This window comes from Methanosarcina sp. WH1, from assembly GCF_000970005.1.
Taxonomy (GTDB): domain Archaea; phylum Halobacteriota; class Methanosarcinia; order Methanosarcinales; family Methanosarcinaceae; genus Methanosarcina.
Map to the genome: position 1 here is coordinate 1422808 of NZ_CP009504.1, position 25256 is coordinate 1448063.

A 25256-nucleotide genomic window follows, 5' to 3' on the forward strand; every position below is an offset into this window, starting at 1 on the left:
TACACAAAAAACACAGGTAGCAGGTAAACTCTCTAAAAAAGCTCCCAGCCCCTGTGAAATTTTGCTCCCCGAATAAAATTAATGAGCCGATAAGTTATAAATTCATAAGATTGACTGATTAGATTGACTGATTAGATTAACTGATAAGATTGACTGATTAGATTAACTGATTAGATTAACTGATTAGATTGACTGATTAGATTGACTGATTAGATTGACTGATTAGATTGACTGATTAGATTGACTGATTAGATTGACTGATAAGATAATCTGTTAAGGTAAACTGTTCGGTAGTCTCCCATAAGTGGTCAACGTTTTAGAAATCTTGCAGTTTAAAATACACAAAGGTTATAGGGTTAAAAGCTTTTTTTATCTCTTCACCTTTACTTTTATGAGTTGTTGGTGACCTTCGATCTGTTGAATTTAAATGGATAAAAATTATGACCGAACTTAAAAAAACAGTTACTCTGGGGCGTGGCGTTGTTCTGGGCATCCTCATGGTTATAGGTTCTGGGCTTCTCGGCCTTCCCGGGTTGGTAGCGGATGTAGGGACAGTGCAGGAAGTGGTTTTCGGCTGGCTTCTGATCATTCTGGCAGCAATTCCTCTTATTCAGATTTGCGCAAGGCTCGGAAAGAAATTCCCCTGTTCAGGAGGTCTTTTCCATTATTCCCGCGAGGCTGTGGGAGAGTGGGGAGGGTACGCAGTAACCGCCCTTGTCTGCGGGTCCTTTATTCTGGGGGAACCTGCGGTTGCCCTCATTGGTGGCGAATATTTGCAGCATCTCTTTGATCTGCCTGATTTTGGGGTTCATTTGCTGGCTATCTTTATCATCACAACCATGACCCTTATAACGGTTGCCGGGGTCAGGCTGGTCTCCTTTTTCAACTACGCAGCCGTGGCTGTATTGCTGATCCTGATTGTAGCTCTTACCTTTTATAACTTCAATTTCTTTTCTTCAGGGCTTGTGTTTTCAATACAGGCTCTTGGGAGCGGTGTATCCGCTATTCTGGGGATGGATTTTGAAGCTTTTGACCCTTATAGTATCTGGAAAATTTCTGCTCTTCTTTTCTGGGCTTTCCTGGGCTGGGAAAATATGTCCTTTGGTCTTGGAGAACTCCAGAATCCGGAAAAAAATGTCAGGAGGGTTTTCTGGCTCAGTTTCGGCCTGGTAATCTTCATTTACCTGATGCTGGCAATCACAAGTATAGGGGCCGATGCAGCTGGAGTTCCTCTCTCCGGGGCGTCCGGTCTTGTGGAACTCGTTAAGTTTACCCCTCCGGGAAATCTGCTCATCTGGCTGATGGCAGTGGTTATTGTGGCTAATGTAACCTGCTGGAACTTTGCTTCAAGCCGCCTTGTCTACTCATCCGGAAAAGAAAAAGTGCTCCCGGCTTACCTGGGGAAACTTTCAAAAAAAGGACAGCCCATTGCAAGCATCCTGAGTATATATACGGTTTTCGTACTGGTGCTCCTGGGGACTTATGTGTTTAAGGTCCCGGTTTCTTCCCTGCTCATGCTCGTAAACCAGAACTTTCTCTTCCTTTACGGTTTTATCCTGCTCTCCTACTGGAAGACCGAAACCGGCTGGAGGCGCTGGGTTTACTCAGGGCTTTCCCTCCTCTCACTCTCCTTTCTGGTTTCAGGGTTCACCTGGAAAATTCTCTATTCCATTGCCCTTATGGGGCTTGGGTATTACGGGTTTGTGAGAAAAACAAGAAAGAACAAGAAAGAGGGAAAAGCAGCTTCTTTGACTCATTCGGAGCTGTAATTTTCAGAGCTGTAATTCTCAGACATTTAATTCAGAGCTGTAATTCTCAGACATTTAATTCAGAGCTGTAATTCTCAGACATTTAATTCAGAGCTGTAATTCTCAGACATTTAATTTTCTGCTGGTCCGGGGAGAAATAACCTGGACAAACTGCTGGCATATAGATAAATATTACAAAATATATCTACTGATTTACTGATCTACTGATCTACTGATCTACTTAAGGGGAAAAATGACCGAACTTGGAAAAACAATTACCCTCAGGCGGGGGCTGGGGCTTGCAGCCTACATGCTCATAGGGACAGGAATCCTGGCACTACCGGGACTGGTACTTGATGTGGGATACTTATGAGGCAGTCCTCGGCTGATTCCTTATAGCCCTGGTCGCAGCCCATAAAAGTTTTCGGACGGAAACTTATAAATTCATTGCCTTCTCAAAATAATGCAATAGTTTTCCAGGCAATTTATAAAATAAATAAAGGAGCCTGATCAAATGTCATTGGTAAGTGTTAAAGACGCACCTGGAAAAGGTAGAGGCGTATTTGCACAGAGAAATTTCAAAAAAGATGAAGTAATAGAAACCTGCCCAGTTATCGTTCTTCCTTCGGAAGAAGTAACTACTCTTGAGCTTACCCAGCTTTATAACTACTACTTCGCATGGGGAACTGATTCAAGAGCAGCAGCGATTGCTCTGGGCTACGGGTCTCTTTACAACCACTCTTATACCCCAAATGCAAAGTACCAGAAAGACTTCGACAACGGTCTTTTAAAATACGTCTGTATAAAAGAGATCCGGAAAAATGAGGAAATCACCATAAACTATAACTGTGACCCTGAAGACAAAACCCCTGTCTGGTTTGATGTTTCGAGCCGGAGCTGATTTTCCAATTTTTAGCTTAGGGAGATAATTTTTTCTTTTTCTATGCCAATTTATTTTTTACTTTTTTTGTCTCTGAATTTGGTCTGCAATTAAAGGTTTTTTTCTTCGGTTTGTGAAACCATTTGTTTCATCCTCTGGTGTTATATAGCCCCTTTTGTTTTATTACCTGACTTTGACAGTTAGATAAAAATAAGTGCTCTTTGTTTTGTGTTATTCGGTCAAATGAACATCACAAAACAGAGAGCATTCCCTACAATTCCTAACAAGAATATATGTGTTCCTATCGGATCGATTCTTGCCGTCCAACTCTTTTATGAAAAGCTTAATTTCTGTGATATTTTTGGCAAACATAAAAACAAGGGTCTTGATCTCAATAGTTTGCTGATCGGTTTGCTAAGCTACAAGCTGACTGAAAATTTTAGTATCAAAGAAGCTGGCAAATGGTTAAATCAGGAAGAAATTCTCGAGATATTGAATCTTGAAAGGTTTCATGAAAGAGTTCTTTACAGAACTCTTGAACTCTTAGGACGTAACAGAGAGGAAATTCTCTCTGATATTCTGGATTCTCTATTTTCTGTATATGGTTTTGAAGAGACGGATATAAACCTGGATTGGACGAGTATAGTCCTTTATGGGACTAAATCCAACCTTGGTAAATACGGGTATAGCAGAGATCACAGGCCTGATAAGCTGCAGATAACTGTTGGAATTAGTGAATTAGCTAACCCCATTAACATACCTATTGGAGTTACAGTGAATAAAGGAAACGTTCTTGATCTTGAGCACTTTTCTGACACTTATAACCAGGTGAAAAGTAGACTTAAAAAAGGCTCTCTTATTGTTTTTGATAAAGGAGCTAATACCAAAGATAATATCGATATTATACAGGATGCTGAGATGGACTATCTCACTTCCATGAAACTGAATACGAGTGACGATAAAATAATTGAGAAATTTGATCTGGAAAGAGCAGAACTGATAGATTCCAAAAAAGGTATATATGGGATAAAAATAGTCAAGCCTAGCAGCATTAAATATTTCTATTTCTCTGAAGCTCTACAGAAAAGGCAATTAGAATCAAAAGCAAGAGCTGTTATGAGGAAATTAAAGGAAGCAAAAGAGATTCAGAAGGCCATCATAAACAACAAAAAGCTTCCTAAGAAATTCAGAGTAAATAATGAGTTGATCGAGATTGATTACTCTTTTAGAACTAAGCTAGAAGAGCTTAGTGACGAGGAAGCTGTAGAACTCCTAAAAGCTTCACTGATTAATGGAAGAGAAGGATTTTTCTGTCTGAAATCAAACAGGCATTTGACACTTGAAGATGCATTGATAACATACAGAAAAAAGGATTCTATTGAGAAAATATTTCATTCATTGAAAAATGAAATTCAGATTAAGCCATTAAGGGTGTGGTCGGAAGATAGCATTTATGGGGCCATTATCCTTGGGTTTATCGCCCAATTATTCATATCGCTGATGCGATATGAAGTTGAAGAGCTAAAACACACGTCTACAAAATTCATTAAAAAAAGCTTGAAGAATTTGACACTTACAATCAAGTTCAAGATAAATGGTGTCAAAAACCATATTTTTGCGAATTTTGACTGGATCAATAGCTTGATAGTAGCAAAAAGGAATGAAATTACATAGAATATATAATAAATTTTTATAAATTTATAGGACTTGTCAAGCCCGATTGAACCAAAAAAGAAGGGAAATATTCAGTACCAATTAGTGGGTACTGTCAAACTGAGGTTATTATTTGCCCGTAGATTTTGATTACGCATACTGGCTTCTTAAGGTTCACTGCCTTACAATGCCGGTGCTGAGCAGTACCAGCGCTGCCTTTACAGCCCCTTTCGGACCTATGTTCTTCTTTGTGTAATCTTTTTGTGTAACCTTCAAAAGGCTGCCTGAATAGCTATCTCTTAATATCCCTTTTTAACTGAAAGCTTTTAATAAAAGTTATTCAGATTACAGCTTGAACCGATAATGATCAAACCGAAAAAAAATAACTTAGATGTGATTTTATGATCACAGTAAATTTTTTTGTTCTTTTACTTGGCCTGGTCTTTCTGGTCAAGGGTTCAGATTACTTCGTAAAGGCTGCCTCAACGATTGCAAAAAAGCTTGGCGTTTCGGAATTTGTTATAGGGCTGACCCTTGTGGCAGTAGGGACATCAATCCCGGAACTTGCTTCTTCTATCGCCGCTTCTATCCAGCAGGCAAGTGGTATAGTTATAGGAAACATTGTAGGCTCAAACATTGTTAACATAGGCCTGATTGTCGGGGTTGCTGCATTTCTTTCCCCTATGAAAACCGAAGTTGAGATGCTTAAAAGAGATGGCTATATCATGCTCTTTTCAGCTGTGCTTTTCTTTGTTTTTGCACTCAACAGGGAACTGTCAATGATTGAGTCAGGTTTTTTTGTATTGCTGTATATCGCTTATGTATTTTTCCTGTTTGAAGAAGCGGAAAAATATGAAGGAAAACTCCATTTCAAAGAGTTTATAACATATTTTTTCAAATTTAAGTATATAAATAGTGCAAGGCAAAAACTCAATGGTGCAAACCGCAACAGAAACTCCGAATCAGGAAATGGAAATGGACGGCTGGATGGAGGCTTTGCAAAAGATATCCTTACCCTCGTGTTAAGCTGTACAGCAATTGTAATAGGGGCAAATTATTTTGTGGAAGAGTCAATCTTCTTTGCAGAACTCTTCGGGGTTCCGGATACCATTATAGGTACGACTCTGGTTGCAGTCGGGACTTCCCTCCCGGAACTTGTGGTAACGGTATCTGCAGCAAGGAAGGGTTATGGAAGTATAGCCCTTGGGAACGTGATAGGTTCGAACATCACAAACATATTTTTGATCCTTGGACTTTCCGGACTTCTCTATCCCATATCCGTTGCAGAAATAAGTCTCTTTTTCACGACCCCTGTCATGATAGTCATAAGCCTGATCCTTTTGATCTTTATCAGCACAGGCTGGGAAATCAAAAGATGGGAAGGAGTAGCGTTGATGGTATTTTATGCAGCTTTTCTTATCCTGCTCTTCTGGATGAATCGATAGCTTTCAGGCGAAAAACTTCCTTAAACGATGCCCAATGGATAAACTTCTAATCTTCCAGGGCTTCCTTACTTATTTTGCTTTTTTGGCTTACTATCATGTGTTTTATTAAACAGTAATACGTAAATCAAAGTAGGCTTAATTAGAGTTCTGTTTTTCCAGGTTTGAACATAATACAAGAGTACATTCTGTACCGGTGTAGAAGCTAACACAATTGTCCGTCATTTCAAGCATATCGACACGCTGGTAATACATCTTATCAGCTAGTTTATACTTATCTGTCCATAGAGTATTCAATAGGAATGTATATACTCCGGCAGGATCCTTATGGTTGACAAAGTAAGCTTGTACTGCATCGAAATATTCTTTTGATTGTATCCTTTGCACTGTTTATCCCTATCTGTCTAAATGTGAACTACCGCTAAACTAAAGATTTAGCGGCTTCCTGAGTCATCCTTCCCTTTACTGAGGACAAGTCATACAGGCTCTACCCCGCATACCACAGGTGAAATGGAATATATAATCGTGAGATTACTTGAGATGCTTAAAGCTTCCGGTTTTCTCCGGTTTAATGTTCCCGATCTCTTCAGGTATGTGATACCCTATTATCCAACTCCCTCATCTTGGTTTTCACATTTTGGGTTGTGGTGACAGTCTCTATTATTAAATAAACTTGATACGAAAAACAGTTTAGCAGAATCAACAATTGGAAAATGTATGAAAGTTGACGCGTATATCCCATGAAATTAAGATTTCATGGGTTTTACGCTTCTTCCTACAAATCATTTATGCAACTTGTTGTTCCGAAAGATTTTTTAAGCTCTTATAATACTTGTTAAGCTCTTATAATACTTGTTAAGCTCTTATAATACTTGTTAAGTCTACAACTGCTATCTTTTTTGAACTTTGAACATCCCATCCCCTGGCAGTTAAATTATTTGCATGTTTCATTCCTACAATTGATGGTGCAGCATTTCCAGTTAAATCTAAAGATCCGCCACTGGTATTATAAGAATCCAGTGTTTGGAGTATACCATCTACTGCTGTTTGATTTAGTGAATTATAACTTGCATTTAAATCAAGTAAACCAGGGTCATTGGAAATATCTAAACTTGTGAGGCTATTATTCCCAATATTCACAGCACATTTTTTTCCAGCAGGGAAACAACCAGAAAAATTAGCAGCATTATAATGATTATTGAATGATAGGACGCTTGTCAAATTTGTTGAAGTTAGGTGTAGAGTACCGCTTTGATTACTGTTCCATACATAATATTCTTTAAGAAGTGGGAACTGATTGACCGGGAACGTGCTGATCATCTGTGGGTTATCCCTAACACATATATGCCATATATGAGTCCCTGTAGTACCCCAATTTATTGTATATGTTGAACTTCTCTGAGATGCTCCACGAAAATCAGCCAGAAAAGGAGCTTCTGATAGATCAAGATAAGAAATCTTGCAACGTTCGAGGCAAAGCCTGTTCAGAGATGGAACGTTTTGGAGTTTGATGGTAGTCAATGATTTACACAAAAAACACTCAATAGTATGCAGTTCCTTGAAGTTACTGAAATCCAGTTCAGTTATTGGATTATAACTTGAAGCCCATACCTGGAGGTATGGTGCAACATTTTCTAAACCAGTAACAGCTACTACATTCTGTTGTTTTAAATGTTCTATTGTACTGGAACCTGGAGTTACTCCACCATCTGAACCATCATAACCTATATTGATTTTAGTTACTGCACTCCATGGTGTTACTACCAGAGTATTTGCTCTTGATCCTTCTGAACCAAAATTTACAGTAGGAGATGCAGAATCAGATGTTGAACCGTCACCAAATACCCATTGAATTTTAGGATCACCTGTAACTGTGATGATTGGTGAAAATGATGAACCAGTAGTAACAAACGTAATATTTGCTTCAGGTGTTGAAGATGTCACCTTTGCATCTGGACTGGAGCTTGAATTATTCTTATCCGAGTCTGAACTCATAAATCCCAGAGTAAAAGCAACTAAAATAATAATGGCTAATAATCTTACATATTTAATCCTAGAACTTCTATTGGGGAACCGCATAACAGATCTCCTGATAGTATTTACTTCGACAGACTGTCTCAAAACCCACTTTCTGCAGATGTATACAAAAATACCATCTCATTGGTCATCGGTTAAGGAATTTTTTGCCCGAAAGCTATTGATTTTGAACCAGAAACCTACCTTCGTTTTGGCCTATTTATATGAAATTGACACCCTGTTCCAGCCTACAATAAAATCAAATATTTGACAACTGTTGTGGAAATGGAAGCAATTTGTCACGATTCTTCACTTAACTGAAGACGCATGAATACTATCTATTTTCTCAATAGGGAAGTAGGTTAAAGCTGAACTCTCATTTAACAGGATAATTGTGGACAAATTGACAAATAAATTCTACATCTGTGTACATCTTCGGAATGTAGGTTCCAATATAGAAGATGCTCTGCTTACTGTTAAACATTATTAAATCGTAATGTCCCACCATATTGGACTTTCATATATATTAAATTTTTGAATGTTTATGTTAATATATAAAATACGTTTTAAATTAAAGCCCCAGCGTTTTCCTGGCAATTTCCAGTTTTGTTTTCAATTTCTGGTTATCAAAAGGTTTCTTGAGGTAATCATCCGCACCTGCCTTAAAGCCTGTCTCAATGTCCTCATTCAGGTCTCTACCGGTTATCAAAATTATATAAGTATGACTTATCCGGGGGTCTTTCCTTACTTTTTCACAGACCTCTATGCCTTTCATTTTTGGCATCTCCCAGTCAAGAATTACAACTTCTGGAGGATCACTTCCTTTCAAAACCTCCCAGGCTTCGCATCCATTGCGTGTGGAAATGATTTTGTAACCCCATCTGGTTAACGTATTTTTAAGCCACAAATTGGAAATCGGTTCATCTTCGGCAATCAGAACTTTCACAAGCCTTCCTCCCGTTGAAAGCCGGAAACTTAAATGCTACCAGCCGAACTAACAGATCTGGCTTTCCAGAAACCTGATAAGAACCGGCTCAAGCTCTTCAAGCCGGATTTTAATTTCTTCAAATTTTTTGTAGGCTAAATCCATTTTGTTTTCTCTTCCTATCTGCTCAAGGTAATAAGCAGCTCTGAAAACCCTTTTTGCCCCTATGCTTCCGGCTGCGCTTTTTAAATTGTGTGCACTTTGTCTGAGTTCTTCAGCCTCTCCTTTTCTTATAGCTTTATTTAGGGAATCCAGTAGCTCCGGCGACATCCCCAGGAAAATTCTAACCATTTCCCTTAAGAGTTCCTCATCCCCCTCTGTCCTTTCAAGCACTTCTTCGAGGTTAAAGATCTGGTCCTCCGGAAAATCAAAAGCCATAGTTTCCTGGTCAGGGGGTGTTGATACTCTTTCCTGAATAATTCCTTCCTGAACAATTCTGTCTTGAATGATTTTTTTCTGAGCAATTCTTTCTTTAGTAGTTTTTTCCGGAGTGTTTTTTCCGGACCTGATATCTTCCAATATATCAAAGAGTTTTTCTCTATTAAGAGGCTTTGATACATAGTAGTTCATACCTGCTTCAATACATTTTTCTTCATCTTCTTTCAGAGCCCGGGCAGTAAAGGCTATTATCGGAATGTTATGCAGCCTCACCCCGGAAGAAGGGTCCCTTATCTTTCGAGTGGCTTCCAGCCCGTCCATGCCAGGCATCTGGACGTCCATCAGCACAGCGTCAAAATTCCTTCTGGAGAGGGCGTCAAGTGCATCTCTCCCGTTAGTAACCAGGGTAAGTTTATGCCCTTTTTTCTCAAGAAGACATAAAATTAGTTTTTGATTTATCAGGTGGTCCTCGACAAGAAGTATATTCAGGCTTTTTCCGGAAGATATCCCGTTTCCATCCTGTTCTTTATTTTCCGGGTATGGTAACAGTTTTTCCTCCGGAAGGCTATTTTTTTGCTCAGAATTTTCCGCATTTGCCCCTCTTTTTACCTTGACCGTAAAATAGAAAGTGCTTCCTTTCCCAACCTCGCTCTCCACCCATATCCTGCCGCCCATAAGCTCGACAAGCTGTGAGGAAATTGCAAGCCCGAGTCCGGTTCCCCCGTACTCCCTTGTGACAGAGGCATCAGCCTGGATGAAGGCATCGAATATTTTACATAGATTTTCCGGAGGGATACCAATTCCCGTATCTTTGACTTTGAAAAGGAGTGTCAATTCTTCATTGAGACCTGACTCGCCTGATTCGCAGATTTCAACGGAAAGGATAATTTCTCCTTCTTTCGTGAACTTTATCGCATTGCCAATGAGGTTAAAAAGAACCTGTTTCAGGCGGATAGGATCGCCGATAAAGGTAGAGGGCAAACCATCTTCCAGAGAAGATACCAATTTTATTCCTCTGGAATTTGCTTTCCCGGACAGCAAATTTATAAAATGGGATATCAGGCTTTTGAGGTCGAATTCGACCTGCTCAACCTCCATTTTATTTTGTTCTATCCTTGAGAAGTCAAGGACATCGTTAATTATGGAAAGCAGGGATTCTGCAGAGATATGAGCCAGCTGGAGGTATTCCCTCTGCTCGTCATTAGGGCTGGTATCCAGCAGGAGTTCCAGCATCCCTAAAACTGCATTCATTGGGGTTCGGATTTCGTGGCTCACATTGGCCAGGAATTCACCCTTTGCCCGGTTTGCAGCTTCTGCTGCTTCTTTAGCACTACGAAACTGTTCTTCCATACGTTTTCTTTTTGTAATATCGAGAGTTGTCCCAAACATCCGGATAGGATTTCCGGCCTTATCGAGGGTAATCTCTCCCTGGTCGTGGAGGCACCGCATCGAGCCATCAGGACGAATAATGCGGTACTCAAGATTGAAGGGACGGTTCTCTTCCCGCATCAAACGTGCGGCCTCAAGGAAAAGATCCAGATCGTCGGGATGAACCCGTGAAATTACCTCTTCAAATGAAGGTTCTTCGTCAGGCCTGCACCCCCAGATAGATTTCAGCTCCTCTGACCAGGAAACCTCCCCAGTCCTGATATTCCAGGAGTAGTTCCCCAGATGTGCAATTGCCTGTGCCCGGGAAAGATTGGACTCACTTTTCCGCAGGGCATCTTCAGCAATTTTTCGATCCGTAACATCCATAGTTGTGCCAATTACACGTACCAGCTTCCCCTCCGGATTCCGGTATGCATGGCCTTTCACTGAAAAATGCCGGACAGTGCCGTCGGGACGAAGGACGTCGTGTTCAAACTCACAATTATCGGTCTTTCCATCCACAACCTGCTGTATTGCTTCCTGCATCTGTTTGTTGTCTTCAGGGGGCAGAATTTTATCGGAAAGTTCGAGTAAGCTCTCATGTGTCTGGAGAAATTCCTCCCTGGATACGCCCACCAGACGAAATAGGTTGTCGTCCCAGGTCATGGTATTTTTGAGGACATCCCAGTCCCAGGTCCCCATCCCTGTAGCCTCAAGCGCCAGGTCGAGACGTTCTTTTGCTAGCAAGAGCTCCTGAGTCCGCTGCTTCAGTTCTTCTTCTACCTGCTTGCAAGGAGTGATGTCAATACAGGAGCCAACAATCCCGAGGGGATGTCCATAATCATCCTTGATCAAATTTAACGAAGCCTGTACATAAAATAGTGTTCCATCCTTTCTTTTAGCCAGTAGTTCCCCGGTCCATTCTCCTTTTTCCCGGCATTCCTTTCCGGCTTGCAGTATCTCTGAAGGAGAATTCCAAAACTCTGAGGCATTCCTTTCCAAAAAGTCTTCAGCTTTTTCGTATCCCCACATCTTGATGCAGGAAGGATTCACATACTTCAACATACCTTTAAAATCCGTAGTAATAAAGCCAATAATTGAAGAATCAGCTGCCCAGTTAAGAATATGCAGTTTTTCCTGCAAATACAGCTTACCCTGAGCTTCAATTATTTTTTCTTCGGTTATTTTCCTTTTAGTGATATCTCCTGGATTTTTTTTCATAGTAACCAATATCGCCTTTTTTTCAAAACAGCATGCAACTTATATATTCAGGAAAGAACACATTTCATGAGAACTTGACTCTGAATTCAAGCTCCATATCATATAACATCCGATTTATAGTTCAGATTGGATATTTTATTTATAACTCAGATTGATAGTTTAGATTGATAGTTTAGATTGATAGTTTAGATTGATAGTTTAGATTGATAGTTTAGATTGATAGTTTAGATTGATAGTTTAGATTGATAGTTTAGATTGATAGTTTAGATTGACAGTTAGAATGATGTACAAAATATATGATTATTTAGTATATATAAAACTGATTTACTAATTATATAGTTTAGGAAATATTATATTTTAAATGTTATTCCTTCGAAAAGCCTGAATTAAAAAACCTACAGGTTATGAAAAGAAAAAAGGAAAGGCTTAAGCTCAAACTTCACGCGTAATTTTAATACTAAGGCGGAAAGTCCCCTTCCTCGGAGCGTAAGCGGCAGGTGGGGATGAAAGCCGTCAACTTCTACAAAACAACAGTAGCATAATTATTTATACTTATAGTTATATCAATATAGTTGTAACTATGCAGTATAAACTGGATCTTAGAATCCATTCTATGTATTCACTCCATTATTATTTCACGAAGGGAGCTCCGTCCTCGTTTTCATCAGAAAGCAGGGCGGGGTAGTTCACGTCAATCCAAAAGTGTAAAGTACATTCTCCTGTTGCTTTTCCCTTTGTTCTGAAGTTTCTCGATCTTTATCCCCTTTATTTCCCCTGTGTTTTTCAGGTGTGACCCACCACAGGCTTCAATCGTCACGCTTTCGATTTCTACAAGGCGGACTTCGCGGATCTCTTCTGAAAACCCTTTGGCAAGCGTGGTAAGCCTGGAAAGTTTTTCTTCGGCTTCTTCGCGGCTGACCAGATAGAAATTGACTGGATGGTTCTGAGCGATCACTTCATTTGCAATTTTCTCGTATTCGGAGAATTTGTCCCTGTCAAAGGCTTCAAGGCTAAAATCCACACGGCTCTGGTCAAACCCGAGCTGGTTCCCTGTGATCTGGGCTCCTGCTTCTTTTTCGATCACATTTGCGATCACGTGGGTTGCCGTATGCATTCGCATGTGCCTGTAGCGCCGGTCCCAGTCAATGACTCCTTTTACCCTGTCCCCGGCTTTCAGGCCTGAAGCTTCGGTTTCGCCTGCCGGGGCGATTTCATGACTTATGTCTCCGTTGAACTTTCCGACATAAACAACCTCAAACTCAACTCCGTCTTCTTCGCGAACAAGCTTCCCCGTATCACTGGGCTGGCCTCCGCTTTCGGGGTAGAAAGCCGTGCGGTCAAGGATGACATACTTATCATCCATCACTTTTTCAACGGTTGCTTCAAATTCTCTCAGGTAACAGTCAAGGAAGTACAGCGCTTCTGTCATTGGCAAACCTCTCATCTTAAAAATATATTATCAGGTAAATGGATATTCCTTTAAAAGAGTTTCCAAATATTGCGTTAAAGGAATTCTTATTCATCGGTTGGTATTATTCGGAATATCCGAAAATGGAACCTTTTGTTTTTCTCTTCTGCGCCGCAGAGGGGTTGGGCAGGCTCGCCATCCAGATAAAAAATAACCAGAAAAAGCAGAAAAAGCAGAAAAAGCAGAAAAAGCAGAAAAAGCAGAAAAAGCAGAAAAAGCAGAAAAAGCAGAAAAAGCAGAAAAAGCAGAAAAAGCAAAAGAAACAGGAGTTATTGGTACCCACAGTCGCTTTTACATGTACATTTGTTACAGGTGTTATGAGTCGTTTTTAACTTTTGGCTTCATCTTTTTCCACGCAGATAAGTTCTTCAGCGTACGGGAGTTCCTTTTTCATCCAGTCGCAGAAATCCCGCCACTCATCAAGCTTGTGGTGGCGGCGCTGGAAGTAGATGTTCCGGAGTTCGGCGTAGTTGGTTATGACCGTCCGTTTCTGCATGTAAGCACTCGGGAGGTCCTGGACAAGTTCCCTGAAAACGGCTTTACGGTATGCATTGTCCTCTTCATTGTCTCCTTCGCGGGATTTGTAGGCTTTGATAAGGTCATTGAGGTGCCGTATCTGGGCGTTCCTGTAGTCCGTCATCGTATCAAAGGAAAAGTCGTGAGGAGCCAGGTCCCTGCTGGTCAGCTTATGCATTGTTGAGGTTGAGTTCTTTTCCGTAAATTTGTAAGTATCAAACTCTTTCCACCAGTAGAGGGGAGCAGAGAGGTCTAAGCAGACCGTAATGAACCGCAGAAATTTACCGTGTTCGTTTCCTGCAAGGGTCAGGCGTCTGGCCAGGTTCAGGTCCTTTTCCCCGATTTTGCAGTTTCCTGCCTGATCAGGCTCGCTGCTGTCTATCAGGTGCCAGGAATTCATGGGATTCCTCATGCCTTTGATTGCGAAGTAGATGTTGTATGTGCCGTGTAACTCGATTTTGATCATGAAAACGCCTCTTTAACCCGGTTTTGGTCAATCGATTCTAAATCCGGTCTGGTGAATAGATTGTAAACCTGCTTCTGGTTAATAAATAATAACTCATTTTAAATATTTGTTGCGCAGCATTTTCACTTTTTAACTTCACAGTTACTCGATGTCTCTCTTGAATATCCAGAAGGTAAGCCTGTGAAATTCAGGCTGAGTTAAAGGAAATCAGAAAGGAAGTAAGCATTATTCTCCGGGGGGAAATTATTTAAGAAAAACCGCCACCCTCTTACACCATGATTTATCCTTTTAAGTATAACCTTTCTGCAAGTTCCGGATTTTTCTATATTACCATCAGTGGCAACCCTGCATATTTTCAGTACGATACTGTTAACTTAAATAAACACGTATTTTCATGCAGAGAACAATCAGGAATATACGTTTAAATACGGAAAAATCCGAAAAAAAAATTCAGGAAAACGAAAACAATATGCTAAAATGGAAATGACTCCTACAGACCCCTTTTATTTTGGTATCCTCGTTCTCACAGGTGCTTTTACGGGCATTATCTCAGGTCTGCTGGGTGTGGGAGGAGGCTTTATTATGTCTCCTATCCAGTACTGGCTTTTACAGGAAACCGGAATAGAGCCAGACCTGGCTATAAGGGCAGCTCTCGGGACAAGCCTCTTCGTGATCCTGATAAACGCCATATTTGTTACCCTAAAGTATCATAGAAAGCAATCAGTTCTCTGGAAACAGGCTACTATTATGGGAGTCTCCGGATTAATTGCCAGTTTCATGGGAGCAGCAGTAGCTTCTTACCTGCCTGCCTCTACTCTGAGCACAATTTTCGGGGTCGTTATCATACTGGGAGCTCTGAAAACTTATACCACGCCGGCTGTAAAGGAAAGGAATGAAATTAGCTCCAATCCGGTATCTTATATTTTTGCCGGTATCCTCATAGGCTTTTTTTCAGGGCTTCTTGGAATCGGGGGAGGAGTAATTGGAATTCCAATTATGCTTGTGTTTCTGCACTTTGATATGAGGAAAGCCGTCGGAACTTCGGCTGCAATAATGATCTTTACCTCTTTTGGAGGGTCAGTCGGATACATAATCAACGGCTGGGGACAAGCCGGGCTTCCTCCATATTCTCTTGGATATATCAATCTCCTTAACTGGATTTTGCTTGTAGTTCCCGGGTTCCTTGCAGCAAGAAAAGGAGCAGATGTTGCCCATCTGGTAAACCCGGAATATTTAAAACATTTTTTCGTATTTCTGATGATCTACGTAGGGTTGGAAATGGTAGGAGTTATTTGAAAACAGAATATTATAAACAGAATTGACCGAAAAAACTGAAATGCTGAAAGGGATTTCAGAACCTGCTAAAAATAAGAATTGTCAAAAATAATTACTATTGAATATAAGGACCCACAAAATTCAGGTGCTTTCAATAGCTGTTACAGGGTCGAGTTTTGCAGCTTTCCTTGCGGGGTAGATTCCCGAGATGATATTGACTATGAAAGCAAAAAAAGCAGCATATACAAAATTAAGGGGCTTTACCTCAAGAGGCAGGGTCTGAAGCCCGAAATACATTTCCTGAGGAACTTCGATTTTATAGCTCTGCAGGGCAACGGTTGCAATGTAACCGAGAACAGTTCCCAGAACCAGACCTATGGCTCCGAGTACCAGGGATTGGAAAAGAAAAACAATCATTATGCTTTTTTGAGAAGCCCCCATCGCTTTCAGAATGCCGATTTCCCTGGTCCTCTGGGCAACGATGGTGATAAGGGTATTTGCGATCCCGAACCCGGCAATCCCGTAGATAAGAATGTAAAAAATATTTACAAAGACCATCTGGGTATCAAGGAGGCCGAGGATTTCGGCATTTGCTTCGCTCCAGCTTACGGCATCAAGCCCGGTTTCTCCTTCAATCGAAGCGGCAATGACGTCTGCCTTGTAGGGGTCTGTAACCCGGACACCGATGGTGCTCACAACTCCGGGTTCGTTAAAAAAGTCCTGCACTGAGTCCAGCCTTGCGTAGGCTGTTACCTCGTCCGCAGCAGTGCCGGTGTGGATCAGCCCCACGACCTTAAAAGAAGTTGTTTTCGAGTCAGGGAAAACGGCATCCACCCTGTCTCCAACATGGACCTCCAGATTTTCCGCAAGCTTATCCCCGAGCAGAATCCCGTACCTTGTGTGTACAAGGGTCATAAGGTCCCCCTCTACAACGTCCTTACTCACTCTCATGACATTTTCTTCAGCCATAGGGTCAACTCCCTGTAGAGAAGCCCCTTCGGCATTGTTCCTGTATTCCAGCGCTGCCTGACCCATGTATTTAGGGGATACGGCTATAACTCCTTCTTTTTCAGCAATTCGGGCCGATGTATACCTGTAAAGATGGATGAACTCTTCCTTTTCATCTTGAGAACTAATAACAATATGGGGATTATTTTCTATGCTTGAGGTTACAAGCTCATCCTGAAAACCCGAAAGCATTGCCATCATTACCGTGATCACGGCGACAGCCAGAGCAACAGCAAGTATGGCAAAATAAGTCTGTTTTTTTCTGGATAATACCTGCCTCAAAGCGATTTTCAGTTCATACATCTGGATAAACTCCTGTACCCGCCCGGAATTTAAGAATATTCAGGCAGCCTAAAACCTTCAAAGTTTCAGGAAAGTTCAACTTGCTCAGCGTTCTAAATCTTTAAGAGATTCGAACTTCAAGGGATAAAAAATATATGGATTTTTTGCAGGGCCCCAGACAGGCTGACGTAAGTGCTTATATCTATGTGAATCGAAAATAGGTTTTCGGTTAGGAGAAGTATTCTCTCGTCTCAGGGTTCATTTCTTCAGTATATTCTCTCAATTGCGATGCTGGTTTGCAGATTATTTTTTCCTACCTGACAGACCGGCTCAGGTCCCAGGCAGCTCAGGGAGAGAAAACTAAAAGGTTTCAGCTCCGAACACCAGAACAGATCAACCATTAATCAGGGCCTACCGATGTTTTAAATAATTTCCAGAAAAATTCTATAATGCAGGAAATATCCGGGGAATATAATCCATTCAAGGGGGTGACACGTATTCCCAGCGCATATGATAATCGAAGAGGTTCGGTAATAGTTGACACTGATAAAGGAGTTTTACTTGTAAGCAGTTCGGGAAGTTACTATCGGCTTCCCGGAGGAAAACCGAAACGAGGGGAAGCAAGTATCCAGGCAGCGATCAGGGAACTGAGGGAAGAAACGGGGCTGCGGGCGTATGAGGTGAAATATTTGTTTAAATTTCACGCGTCCAAGATTTTCTGGATCAAGGCGAAGGGAAAGCCGACACCGGGGAATGAGATCCATCATTTTGCATTTTTCAAGCCGGGCAAGGATATGGAAGTAAAGGTTTCTGACAACACACTAAAAATATTGAAGATTTATTATGAATTGAATTCATTAAGTTGATTTGATCACGAATCTTAATTAATCAATTTTCAGGGGAGCACAACTTTTTAATCTTCTTTCGTGTTTTTATATCTGTTGTCTCTATCGAATGATATATGACTTATAAATGATATCTGACTGATTTATGGTCGATTTACGAATGATTTACGAATGATTTACGAATGATTTACGAATGATTTACGAATGATTTACGAATGATTTACGAATGATTTACGAATGATTTACGAATGATTGAAATTTGACTTCCTGATAAGTGCCTTGATCATTGGCTTGCGGCTGGTTTTAGTGCCGCTAATATCGCCGCTAATATCCCCGCTGATCCTCACAAAAGACCTGAGCTGATTCACCATGCACCCAAAAACCCGGCAAATCCTTGAAATTTTCGAGGAAATCAATAAAATCCCGCGCTGTTCGAAACATGAAGAAAGGCTTGCCCTCTGGCTTCAGGAATGGGCAGGAACCAGCGGCTTTGAGGCAAAAACCGATTCAGTAAACAATGTCCTCATCAAGGTCCCGGCTACTTCCGGGTATGAGAATTCTCCTGTTTTTGTGCTGCAGGGGCACATGGACATGGTCTGCGAGAAGAGTAAGGGCTCCAGCCATGACTTTTCCAGGGACCCTATCAGATGTGTGTATGACGGGGACTGGTTGAGGGGAGATGGGACCTCAATCGGAGCGGACAACGGGATTGCACTTGCAATCGGGCTCGTGCTGGCAGAAGCTGGAAAAAAAGGAGAAATCGGGCACCCACCTCTTGAACTGCTCTTTACGGTTGATGAGGAAACCGGGCTGACAGGAGCAAACGGACTTGAAAAAGGTTTCTTTGAAGGCAGAATTCTGCTGAATCTGGATTCGGAAGATGAAGGAGTATTTATCGTCGGGTGTGCAGGGGGAAAGAATACGCGGGTTACCCTGCCTGTAGATTGGGAGCTTTTTGACTATGGGAAAAAAGGTGGCTTCGGGCTCTTCAGGCTCTCGGTTGAGGGACTTGAAGGAGGACATTCGGGGGTCGAGATACACAGGCAGAGGGCAAATGGAATCCAGTTGCTCGCCAGGTTGCTGGCAGGCTTGAGGGAGAAAATCGGAGCAGAAAACCTCAGGCTTGTCTTTTTAAGTGGTGGCAGTGTCCACAATGCGATTCCAAACCGTGCAGAGGCGTTTATTGCACTGAACAGGAGTAAAGGGTGGCAGGCAGAAGATTTTGTTTCCGGGTTTCTGCAAACACTCAGGGAAGAATATGCAAAATCAGATCCTGAAATTGTCCTTGATCTTAAAGAAGTTGAGAACAGGATTCTCTTTGAGACCTCCGAAGGTAAAGTCACCAGAAAAGAAGTGCCTTCAGATCGGGTCTTTTCGGCAGGGACGGAAGAGAGGCTTCTCGGGCTGCTCCTCGGATTTCCCCACGGGGTCTACAGGCTATCGGACAGGATCCCGGGACTTGTGGAGACTTCAAATAACCTTGCAATCGTGCGGACCGGGGAAACCGGGATAAATATCCTCTCAAGCCAGCGCAGTTCTGTCATGTCCAGGCTGGTTGAAATTTCCGGGAAAGTGGAAGCTGTGGCAAAGCTCGCCGGAGCCAGGGTCGAACACGAAGCCGGGTACCCTGCCTGGGAGCCTGACCTTGAATCAGTGCTGCTTTCGAAATGCAGGCAGGTTTACCTCTGGACCTTCGAAAAAGAGCCTGAGATTGAGGTCGTGCACGCCGGGCTAGAATGTGGGGTAATTGGCTCGAAATGTGAAAGCATGGAGATGATCTCTCTTGGGCCAACTATCAAAGAGCCTCATTCTCCGGCAGAAAGGATCTTTATCCCCTCGATTGAAAAAGTCTGGATTTTTCTGGAAAACCTGCTGAAGAGTTATCGCTGATCAAATTGAAACCGATTCCCCTGCAGGTTGACTTTGCCGTGCCGGTATTTTCGCAATAACCAGAGACCGTAAATGAATAGTACCAGAGCAAGGGAAAAAACAACCCCACCGGACGAGCCTGTCAGAAATATCAGGCAATCCCATAGCCAATGGATGACGATTACAGGAATAATCGTATCGAGGCGGGCCCGCAAAACCGCTGTCCAGACCCCAAACATACCTGCAAAAAGAGCCTGAACTTCGCTCGCTCTGAAGTCTCCGGTGATTAAGCCGTTTAATATATGGACCGAACCGAAAAGAATCGCTGTGATCCACACTGCCCGCCAGGTCCCGAATGATGACGAAGCCCCGTGGAACAATATACCCCGAAACATCAACTCCTCGCTGATGCCTACCATCAGGGTATTGATGATCACAAGCATAAGCATCCGGGTTGGCGGCAGGCCTGTAGATAGAAAAATCAGCAGCAGGATTAGAAGTGCCAGGGCCGGTGGCAACAACAAACGCAAATCCTGTAAATTATCCGGGTTTTTCAACCCGACCTGAGTCCACCATTTCAAATAGGTAATAACCCCGGGCAAAAAGATCACTGCAACCAGCACCCCTAAGTCGATCCGGCTTTTAATCAATTTCTCAAGTTGCGTGGGCTGCCCCTCAACCTGCAACAACCCTACTCCCACTACGATAATCACCCAGATTGTAAATATTACCAGTGAAGTAGGCCAGGGTTTTCGTAATGCGTTCATCTTTGTCTTCTCCAATTCGATTCGACAATAAAAGATCCAGGTTCCTGGGCAGAAAGAACCCTCCTTCTTCTTATAGAAAATCTCTGGATTTTCCGGGGAAATCCGATGAAAAATTCCCGATAATTTAATACAGTATTGAATGGGAAGAGCAAGCAGCAAAGAAGAGAAGTGGGATAATCAATGAATCCAGTTTCAATCTCCCTTTTCGTTTGATAGCCAGCTTTATTTGCTGTTTGTGGAATCCGCTTCGCTATTGTCTTTCAGATTTCCTCTCTGACCATCCTTTACGTATAAACGTACCTTAATAAAGTAAGCAAGGGCTGCGATGGGTAAAGAATAACCTATTCCATAGACAGCCAGGTTTGTTTCCGAGGGTTTAAAGATTACACTCAGGAAGTTAACCCCCGGCACGACAACTGTAAGCCCCACCAGGTTCAGCTCCAGTTCCTCAATGTCATTTATCTCCAGTCAACCAGGTAAAGCACAGTGTAGGAACGATCCGCCAGCAGGGCTTGATCTTAGGGAAGTTTTTAAGGTCCCGCCTGATGTCTGTTACCGCATGCTCAGCCGGTGAATGCATCATTCCGAAAGCTCAGAGGGCTCATTATTTGTTTCCCTTTGGTTTTACTTATATGTCTTCTTGAAGGGCATCCTTCGACTCAGTCCTTGAAGACGGCTTTCCAATCATCCTTCATGCTGACCATGATCCAGCCACGTTCCTTTGCCATCTGCAGCGCCTTCTCGCTTCCCCCGTTGTAGGCGTACTCGCGCTCTGCATCATCATGGCGGAGCAGCAACGATAGAGAGCGATAACCACTTTTCTGTGCCAGCCACAGCATATGCAGATCCCCATCCGAATTGCCGGCGGCCAGGATGGGCTTGCGGCCTATATGCAGCTCGATATTGACCGGCTTGCCTGCTCCGTCGTCGATGGGATCGACCAGACCTCTCCTGCGGAAAACCACTGGCCCTTCATCAGTCATCCGGGTTTCAAATGCAACGTTGCTGCCGATAACCCGCTCCCTGGGGATCTTATAGATCTCCTCCGAGACCGTACGTATAAAACTCATGCCACCGCCGGACGCCAGGAAGACCTTAACGCCGTTATCGCCAAGATAGTGCACAAGCTCAACCATCGGCTTATATGTCAGGTCCCTGTACAGCATGCCAAAACGGGGATGTTTGGCAGTATCAAGGAACTCTTTTGCCATAAGCATGAAATCGTCCTGAGACATGCCGGCGTGAGAATCAAAGACGATCTTCATCAGCTTTTTAACATCGCCGCCAGCATGGGGATCAAGCCTGGAAAAGTAGGTAAAGTCACCCATTGCCGCTGCCTTAAAGTGTGGCTGGCTCAGGAGCGTAGGGTCTGCCTCTGCCATCTGTTTCAGCCGGTCTATGATAAAGAAAACCTGAACATAGACTGGCTTCTCAACCCACATGGTTCCATCGTTGTCTAGGATGGCAATTCGCTCGGTCTCTGGCACAAAATTAGCGCTTTCAGGATTTGTGATGGAGTTTACGTAATCAATGATTGTTTTCTTAGCTGATGTTTCATTCCATAACGTAAGAATTTCGGACATTGTCAATTCCTCTGACTTTACCGTCTGGACGCCTGCGATGCGATTGACTGTCCAGAGTCCTGTACAGGCTCCGCTAATAACTAATTGCATCAATCCACAGGTCCTGCGTCCCATCACCGGGCCGCTGGTCGAGTACCTGCAAAGCAGCAACGTTCCCCTTGACTAATAACCCAGTCCGTCTATGCAGAGACCGGAACAAGGCTCAAATGATGGGGCCTTCCAGGAATTCGGATAGGCACTATCCAGTTTGAATTTCATCCTGAAAATTTGTTTTTGGTTCCATATAAGAACAGTTTACTCATGTTCCATATAAGAACAGTTTACTCATGTTCCATATAAGAACAGTTTACTCATATTACTGAGCATCACCTTGAAGGAGTAGAATATTCCAGACAGAGGACTTCAGCTTCAAGTGCTTCCGATTCCCTGTAAAAGCTTATCCATCACCTGATCGACGGTAAAACTTGCTGCTTTCTGGCGCGGAGGAAACTCTTTAAACGTTGCCAGAAATTCTCCCACTACACCCTGGGCAGGCACCAGCAGGAAGGCGTGGTCCAGCATCCAATCGTAGTAGGTGTTTGAGGTCTGATCAGCCCTTTCATAAGGATCGGTACGCAGGTTGAATATTTTTGGTATGCGTAGAGAGACGAAAGGTTCAGCCCAGACCTGTAATGTACCGATAGCGCGCTGCTCCATAAAGACCATTTTCCAGTTGTCGTACCTTAGAGCTACCAGGTCTCCGTCGTCGGAGAAGTAAAAGAACCCAATCCGGGGGGATTTCTTCTCTTTTCCGGTCAGGTAGGGAAGAAGGTTATAGCCATCAAGCTGCACCTTGAAAGTTTTGTCTCCTGCCTTGTGACTGTTTTTGAGCTTTTCCTTAATATCCGGCTCTCCGGCTGCTGCAAGCAAAGTGGGCAGCCAGTCAAGGTGGCTTACTATTTCGTTAGAAATTGTGCCTGCCGGGATCTCGCCAGGCCAGCGCACTAACTCAGGAACACGGAAAGCTCCTTCCCAGCAGGAGTTTTTCTCGTTGCGGAACGGAGTCATGGCTGCATCGGGCCAGGTATTCATATGGGGGCCGTTGTCCGTGCTGTAGATGACAATTGTGTTTTCTGTAATTCCAAGTTCGTCCAGCAAATTCAGAAGCAATCCCACATGCCGGTCGTGCTCGATCATAGCATCGTGGTACTCCGACTGCCAGCGTCCCGACTGTCCTCTTATCCTGTCAGGAACATGGACTCTGAAGTGCATCCAGGTGGTGTTGAACCAGACGAAGAAAGGCTTGCCGGTCTCATGCTGATGTTTGATAAAATCGGTAGCCGCTTCGAGAAACTCCAGATCTATGGTCTCCATGCGTTTCCTGGTCAGCGGGCCTGTGTCCTCTATGCGGCCGTCGGCGTAGCTGTGAATTACACCCCTTGGACCATAGTTTTTCCGGAAATTGGGAAAGTCCTCTTTCGGTGGATAGTCGCGGTTTTCCGGTTCTTCCTCAGCATTAAGGTGATAGAGGTTGCCGTAGAACTCGTCAAAACCGTGGTTTGTGGGCAGGTGTTCATCCCGGTCGCCAAGATGGTTCTTTCCAAACTGGCCCGTAGCATAACCCAGTGGTTTCAGCAGTTCGGCTATTGTTGGATCCTCTGACCTGATTCCCACCTTAGCCCCAGGCATGCCTACCTTGCTCATCCCGGTTCGGAAGGCGCTCTGCCCCGTGATAAAAGATGCCCTGCCGGCTGTGCAGCTCTGCTCTCCATAAGAGTCTGTAAACCTTATGCCTTCGTTAGCGATCCGGTCAATGTTTGGTGTTCTGTAGCCCATCAAGCCGTCGCTGTAGCAACTGAGGTTGCTAAGGCCAATGTCATCTCCCCAGATGACCAGTATATTCGGTTTCTTTTCTGCCATTCTTAACCCCCTATGGTTATTGCTTGCTTTATTGGTTGTTTTATTGGTTGTTTTATTGCTTGCTTTATTGGTTGTTTTATTGGTTGTTTTATTGGTTGATATTTTGAATTAGCACTTTCAAGCAGCTTTCAGATGCTGGATAAAACAAAATATGGATTTTTCTTCTCTACTCCCCACTTTACTTTTTTCAAAATCGCACAACAGGTCAAGACTTAAGTTGAGCCCTGTGTTTTATCTGCTTCCGGTCCTTCCTTTCAGGTCCGTTTTTCTTGAGACCGTGACAGCGTTTGAACTTGAGCCCGCTGCCGCAGGGACAGGGGTCGTTTCGTCCGGCCCTTGCAAAAGCATCTTCCAGAGCCAGGACCCGCATCACCTCTGGTGCCGGATAGCCCCTGCGTATCAGGCCCGCCATGATCTGCATCGGAAAGTCTATGTGCCGGAAGAAAGCTTTCCAGCCTTCACAGAGGTAGTTCAGTCCCTGTTCCCCGTCTCTGGTTGTCAGGAAGCGGTTTTTAGGGCATTCTCCCTGGCAGGCGAAGAGTACCTCACATTCCCGGCATGCCTGCGGGAGAGTTTCGCGTTTGTCCTGCCCGAACCTGTACTGTTTTTCCGAAGTGGCAAGCTCTACGATCTCTTTTTCCATGATATTGCCCAGAAGGTAGTCCGGCTCCACAAAATGGTCGCATGAGTAGAGGTCCCCATTATGCTCCAGAGCAAGCCCTATGCCGCATGTTTCCTCAAAAACACACATTCCAGAAGGCAGACCCAGCCATCTGCGCGCAGAAGCCTCAAAGGTCTGCACGAATACCCTCCCCACATCATTTCTTACCCACTCGTCGAAAATGCGGCTCAGGAAACTTCCAAACTGTTCTGGTTTCACCGAACGGTCCGAGACCTTGTCTCCCTTCTGGTAAAGGGTATGACCCCCCTCATTGATCCTCTCTACAACCGGAATAAACTGAATCCAGTCTGTCTTTGCTTCATCCCGAAGGAAGTGATAAACTTCCAGCGGATGATCGGCATTGGCCCTGTTTACTGTTGTCAGGACGTTATATTCCACGCCGTGTTTTTGCAGGAGGCGCAGTCCCCCCATTACCCGGTCGAAGCTTCCATTCCCCTTTTTATCCACCCGGTAAGCGTCGTGCAGTTCACGGGGGCCATCGATGCTGATCCCGATGAGAAAGTTGTTTTCCTTAAAGAACCGGCACCATTCATCGTCCAAAAGCGTGCCGTTGGTCTGCATCGTATTTTCAAACGTCATTCCCGGTTTTTTGTACTTTTCCTGCAGTTCGATGGCGCGCCGATAAAAGTCGATTCCCATCAGGGTAGGTTCCCCCCCCTGCCAGGCAACAGTCACCTGCGGGATCCGGTGAGCTTCGATAAGCTGCCGGATGTAGTTCTCCAGCACTTCGTCTGACATGCGAAATCTGCTGCCGGGATAAAGCAGTTCCTTGTCCAAAAAGAAGCAGTAGGAGCAAGCCAGGTTGCAGATTGCCCCGGTAGGCTTGGCCAGCACATGGATTCTGGGAGGTAGATTGTGTTGCGTCATTTAGAAGCTCCTCCCTACTCCGGGATTCTCCGGTTTGG

General features: G+C 43.4%; 20 protein-coding genes. 9 read left to right on the forward strand and 11 right to left on the reverse strand.

The window, feature by feature from the left end; genetic code table 11:
* Positions 1–440: 440 nt before the first annotated feature.
* The 4 genes from MSWH1_RS06355 to MSWH1_RS06370 all read left to right on the forward strand — a co-directional run bounded on the left by MSWH1_RS06355 (position 441) and on the right by MSWH1_RS06370 (position 5726).
* Complete coding sequence (locus MSWH1_RS06355) at positions 441–1769, forward strand: APC family permease (RefSeq protein ID WP_048127082.1); 1329 nt, start codon at positions 441–443, stop codon at positions 1767–1769.
* Between the two features lie 493 nt (positions 1770–2262).
* Complete coding sequence (locus MSWH1_RS06360; RefSeq protein WP_048127083.1) at positions 2263–2649, forward strand: SET domain-containing protein; 387 nt, start codon at positions 2263–2265, stop codon at positions 2647–2649.
* A gap of 222 nt (positions 2650–2871) precedes the next feature.
* On the forward strand, positions 2872–4302 hold the full coding sequence (locus MSWH1_RS06365; RefSeq protein WP_048130170.1) for an IS4 family transposase: 1431 nt from the start codon (positions 2872–2874) through the stop codon (positions 4300–4302).
* A gap of 380 nt (positions 4303–4682) precedes the next feature.
* Complete coding sequence (locus MSWH1_RS06370) at positions 4683–5726, forward strand: calcium/sodium antiporter (RefSeq protein ID WP_048127084.1); 1044 nt, start codon at positions 4683–4685, stop codon at positions 5724–5726.
* An 852-nt stretch (positions 5727–6578) separates the two neighbouring features.
* Here the strand turns inward: MSWH1_RS06370 and MSWH1_RS06380 are convergent.
* The 4 genes from MSWH1_RS06380 to alaXM all read right to left on the reverse strand — a co-directional run bounded on the left by MSWH1_RS06380 (position 6579) and on the right by alaXM (position 13120).
* Positions 6579–7718 carry a hypothetical protein gene (locus tag MSWH1_RS06380; RefSeq protein WP_231591908.1) on the reverse strand — a complete coding sequence of 380 codons (1140 nt, stop codon included), beginning with the start codon at positions 7716–7718 and terminating at the stop codon, positions 6579–6581.
* Between the two features lie 592 nt (positions 7719–8310).
* Positions 8311–8685 carry a PleD family two-component system response regulator gene (locus tag MSWH1_RS06385; RefSeq protein WP_048130265.1) on the reverse strand — a complete coding sequence of 125 codons (375 nt, stop codon included), beginning with the start codon at positions 8683–8685 and terminating at the stop codon, positions 8311–8313.
* 48 nt (positions 8686–8733) lie between these two features.
* Positions 8734–11691: a PAS domain-containing protein gene (locus tag MSWH1_RS17440; protein ID WP_052723138.1), complete on the reverse strand. Its 2958-nt coding sequence runs from the start codon at positions 11689–11691 to the stop codon at positions 8734–8736.
* Between the two features lie 691 nt (positions 11692–12382).
* A complete protein-coding gene (gene alaXM, locus MSWH1_RS06395) occupies positions 12383–13120 on the reverse strand; it encodes an alanyl-tRNA editing protein AlaXM (protein WP_048127089.1) in 738 nt (245 codons plus the stop codon).
* A gap of 122 nt (positions 13121–13242) precedes the next feature.
* Here alaXM and MSWH1_RS18875 point away from each other — a divergent pair, with 122 nt between their 5' ends.
* The gene (locus MSWH1_RS18875; RefSeq protein WP_197074622.1) at positions 13243–13491 is read left to right on the forward strand and encodes a hypothetical protein; all 249 of its coding nucleotides are present in this window, start codon (positions 13243–13245) and stop codon (positions 13489–13491) included.
* Here MSWH1_RS18875 and MSWH1_RS06405 read toward each other — a convergent pair.
* The gene (locus tag MSWH1_RS06405; RefSeq protein WP_048127090.1) at positions 13488–14141 is read right to left on the reverse strand and encodes a hypothetical protein; all 654 of its coding nucleotides are present in this window, start codon (positions 14139–14141) and stop codon (positions 13488–13490) included. The two genes, MSWH1_RS18875 and MSWH1_RS06405, sit on opposite strands and share 4 nt — an antisense overlap.
* A gap of 483 nt (positions 14142–14624) precedes the next feature.
* Here MSWH1_RS06405 and MSWH1_RS06410 point away from each other — a divergent pair, with 483 nt between their 5' ends.
* Positions 14625–15437, forward strand: coding sequence for a sulfite exporter TauE/SafE family protein (locus MSWH1_RS06410; RefSeq protein WP_048130268.1), 813 nt, complete (start codon positions 14625–14627; stop codon positions 15435–15437).
* A 120-nt stretch (positions 15438–15557) separates the two neighbouring features.
* Here MSWH1_RS06410 and MSWH1_RS06415 read toward each other — a convergent pair whose 3' ends face one another.
* Complete coding sequence (locus MSWH1_RS06415) at positions 15558–16727, reverse strand: ABC transporter permease (RefSeq protein ID WP_048127092.1); 1170 nt, start codon at positions 16725–16727, stop codon at positions 15558–15560.
* Between the two features lie 428 nt (positions 16728–17155).
* On the opposite strand from MSWH1_RS06415, the gene MSWH1_RS06420 reads away from it, so the two are divergent.
* Complete coding sequence (locus MSWH1_RS06420; protein ID WP_082088046.1) at positions 17156–17572, forward strand: NUDIX domain-containing protein; 417 nt, start codon at positions 17156–17158, stop codon at positions 17570–17572.
* Between the two features lie 348 nt (positions 17573–17920).
* Positions 17921–19441 carry a beta-Ala-His dipeptidase gene (gene pepD / locus MSWH1_RS06425; RefSeq protein WP_048127094.1) on the forward strand — a complete coding sequence of 507 codons (1521 nt, stop codon included), beginning with the start codon at positions 17921–17923 and terminating at the stop codon, positions 19439–19441.
* Here pepD and MSWH1_RS06430 read toward each other — a convergent pair.
* The 3 genes from MSWH1_RS06430 to MSWH1_RS06440 form a co-directional block, all read right to left on the reverse strand.
* Positions 19432–20187: a CPBP family intramembrane glutamic endopeptidase gene (locus MSWH1_RS06430; protein WP_048127096.1), complete on the reverse strand. Its 756-nt coding sequence runs from the start codon at positions 20185–20187 to the stop codon at positions 19432–19434. The genes pepD and MSWH1_RS06430 overlap by 10 nt on opposite strands.
* Before the next feature lie 222 nt (positions 20188–20409).
* Entirely contained in the window at positions 20410–20616 is a 207-nt protein-coding gene (locus MSWH1_RS06435) for a hypothetical protein (RefSeq protein ID WP_052723140.1), read from the reverse strand.
* 230 nt (positions 20617–20846) lie between these two features.
* Positions 20847–21770, reverse strand: a complete 924-nt coding sequence (locus tag MSWH1_RS06440) for an HAD family phosphatase (RefSeq protein WP_082088047.1) — start codon at positions 21768–21770, stop codon at positions 20847–20849.
* Positions 21771–21807: 37 nt separating this feature from the next.
* On the opposite strand from MSWH1_RS06440, the gene MSWH1_RS20485 reads away from it, so the two are divergent.
* Entirely contained in the window at positions 21808–21936 is a 129-nt protein-coding gene (locus MSWH1_RS20485; RefSeq protein ID WP_255350489.1) for a hypothetical protein, read from the forward strand.
* Between the two features lie 242 nt (positions 21937–22178).
* Here the strand turns inward: MSWH1_RS20485 and MSWH1_RS06445 are convergent, their stop codons facing one another.
* Together MSWH1_RS06445 and MSWH1_RS06450 are read right to left on the reverse strand one after the other, a co-directional pair.
* Positions 22179–23669, reverse strand: a complete 1491-nt coding sequence (locus MSWH1_RS06445) for an arylsulfatase (RefSeq protein ID WP_048127098.1) — start codon at positions 23667–23669, stop codon at positions 22179–22181.
* Between the two features lie 205 nt (positions 23670–23874).
* Positions 23875–25218: an anaerobic sulfatase maturase gene (locus MSWH1_RS06450; RefSeq protein WP_048127100.1), complete on the reverse strand. Its 1344-nt coding sequence runs from the start codon at positions 25216–25218 to the stop codon at positions 23875–23877.
* Positions 25219–25256: the final 38 nt, after the last annotated feature.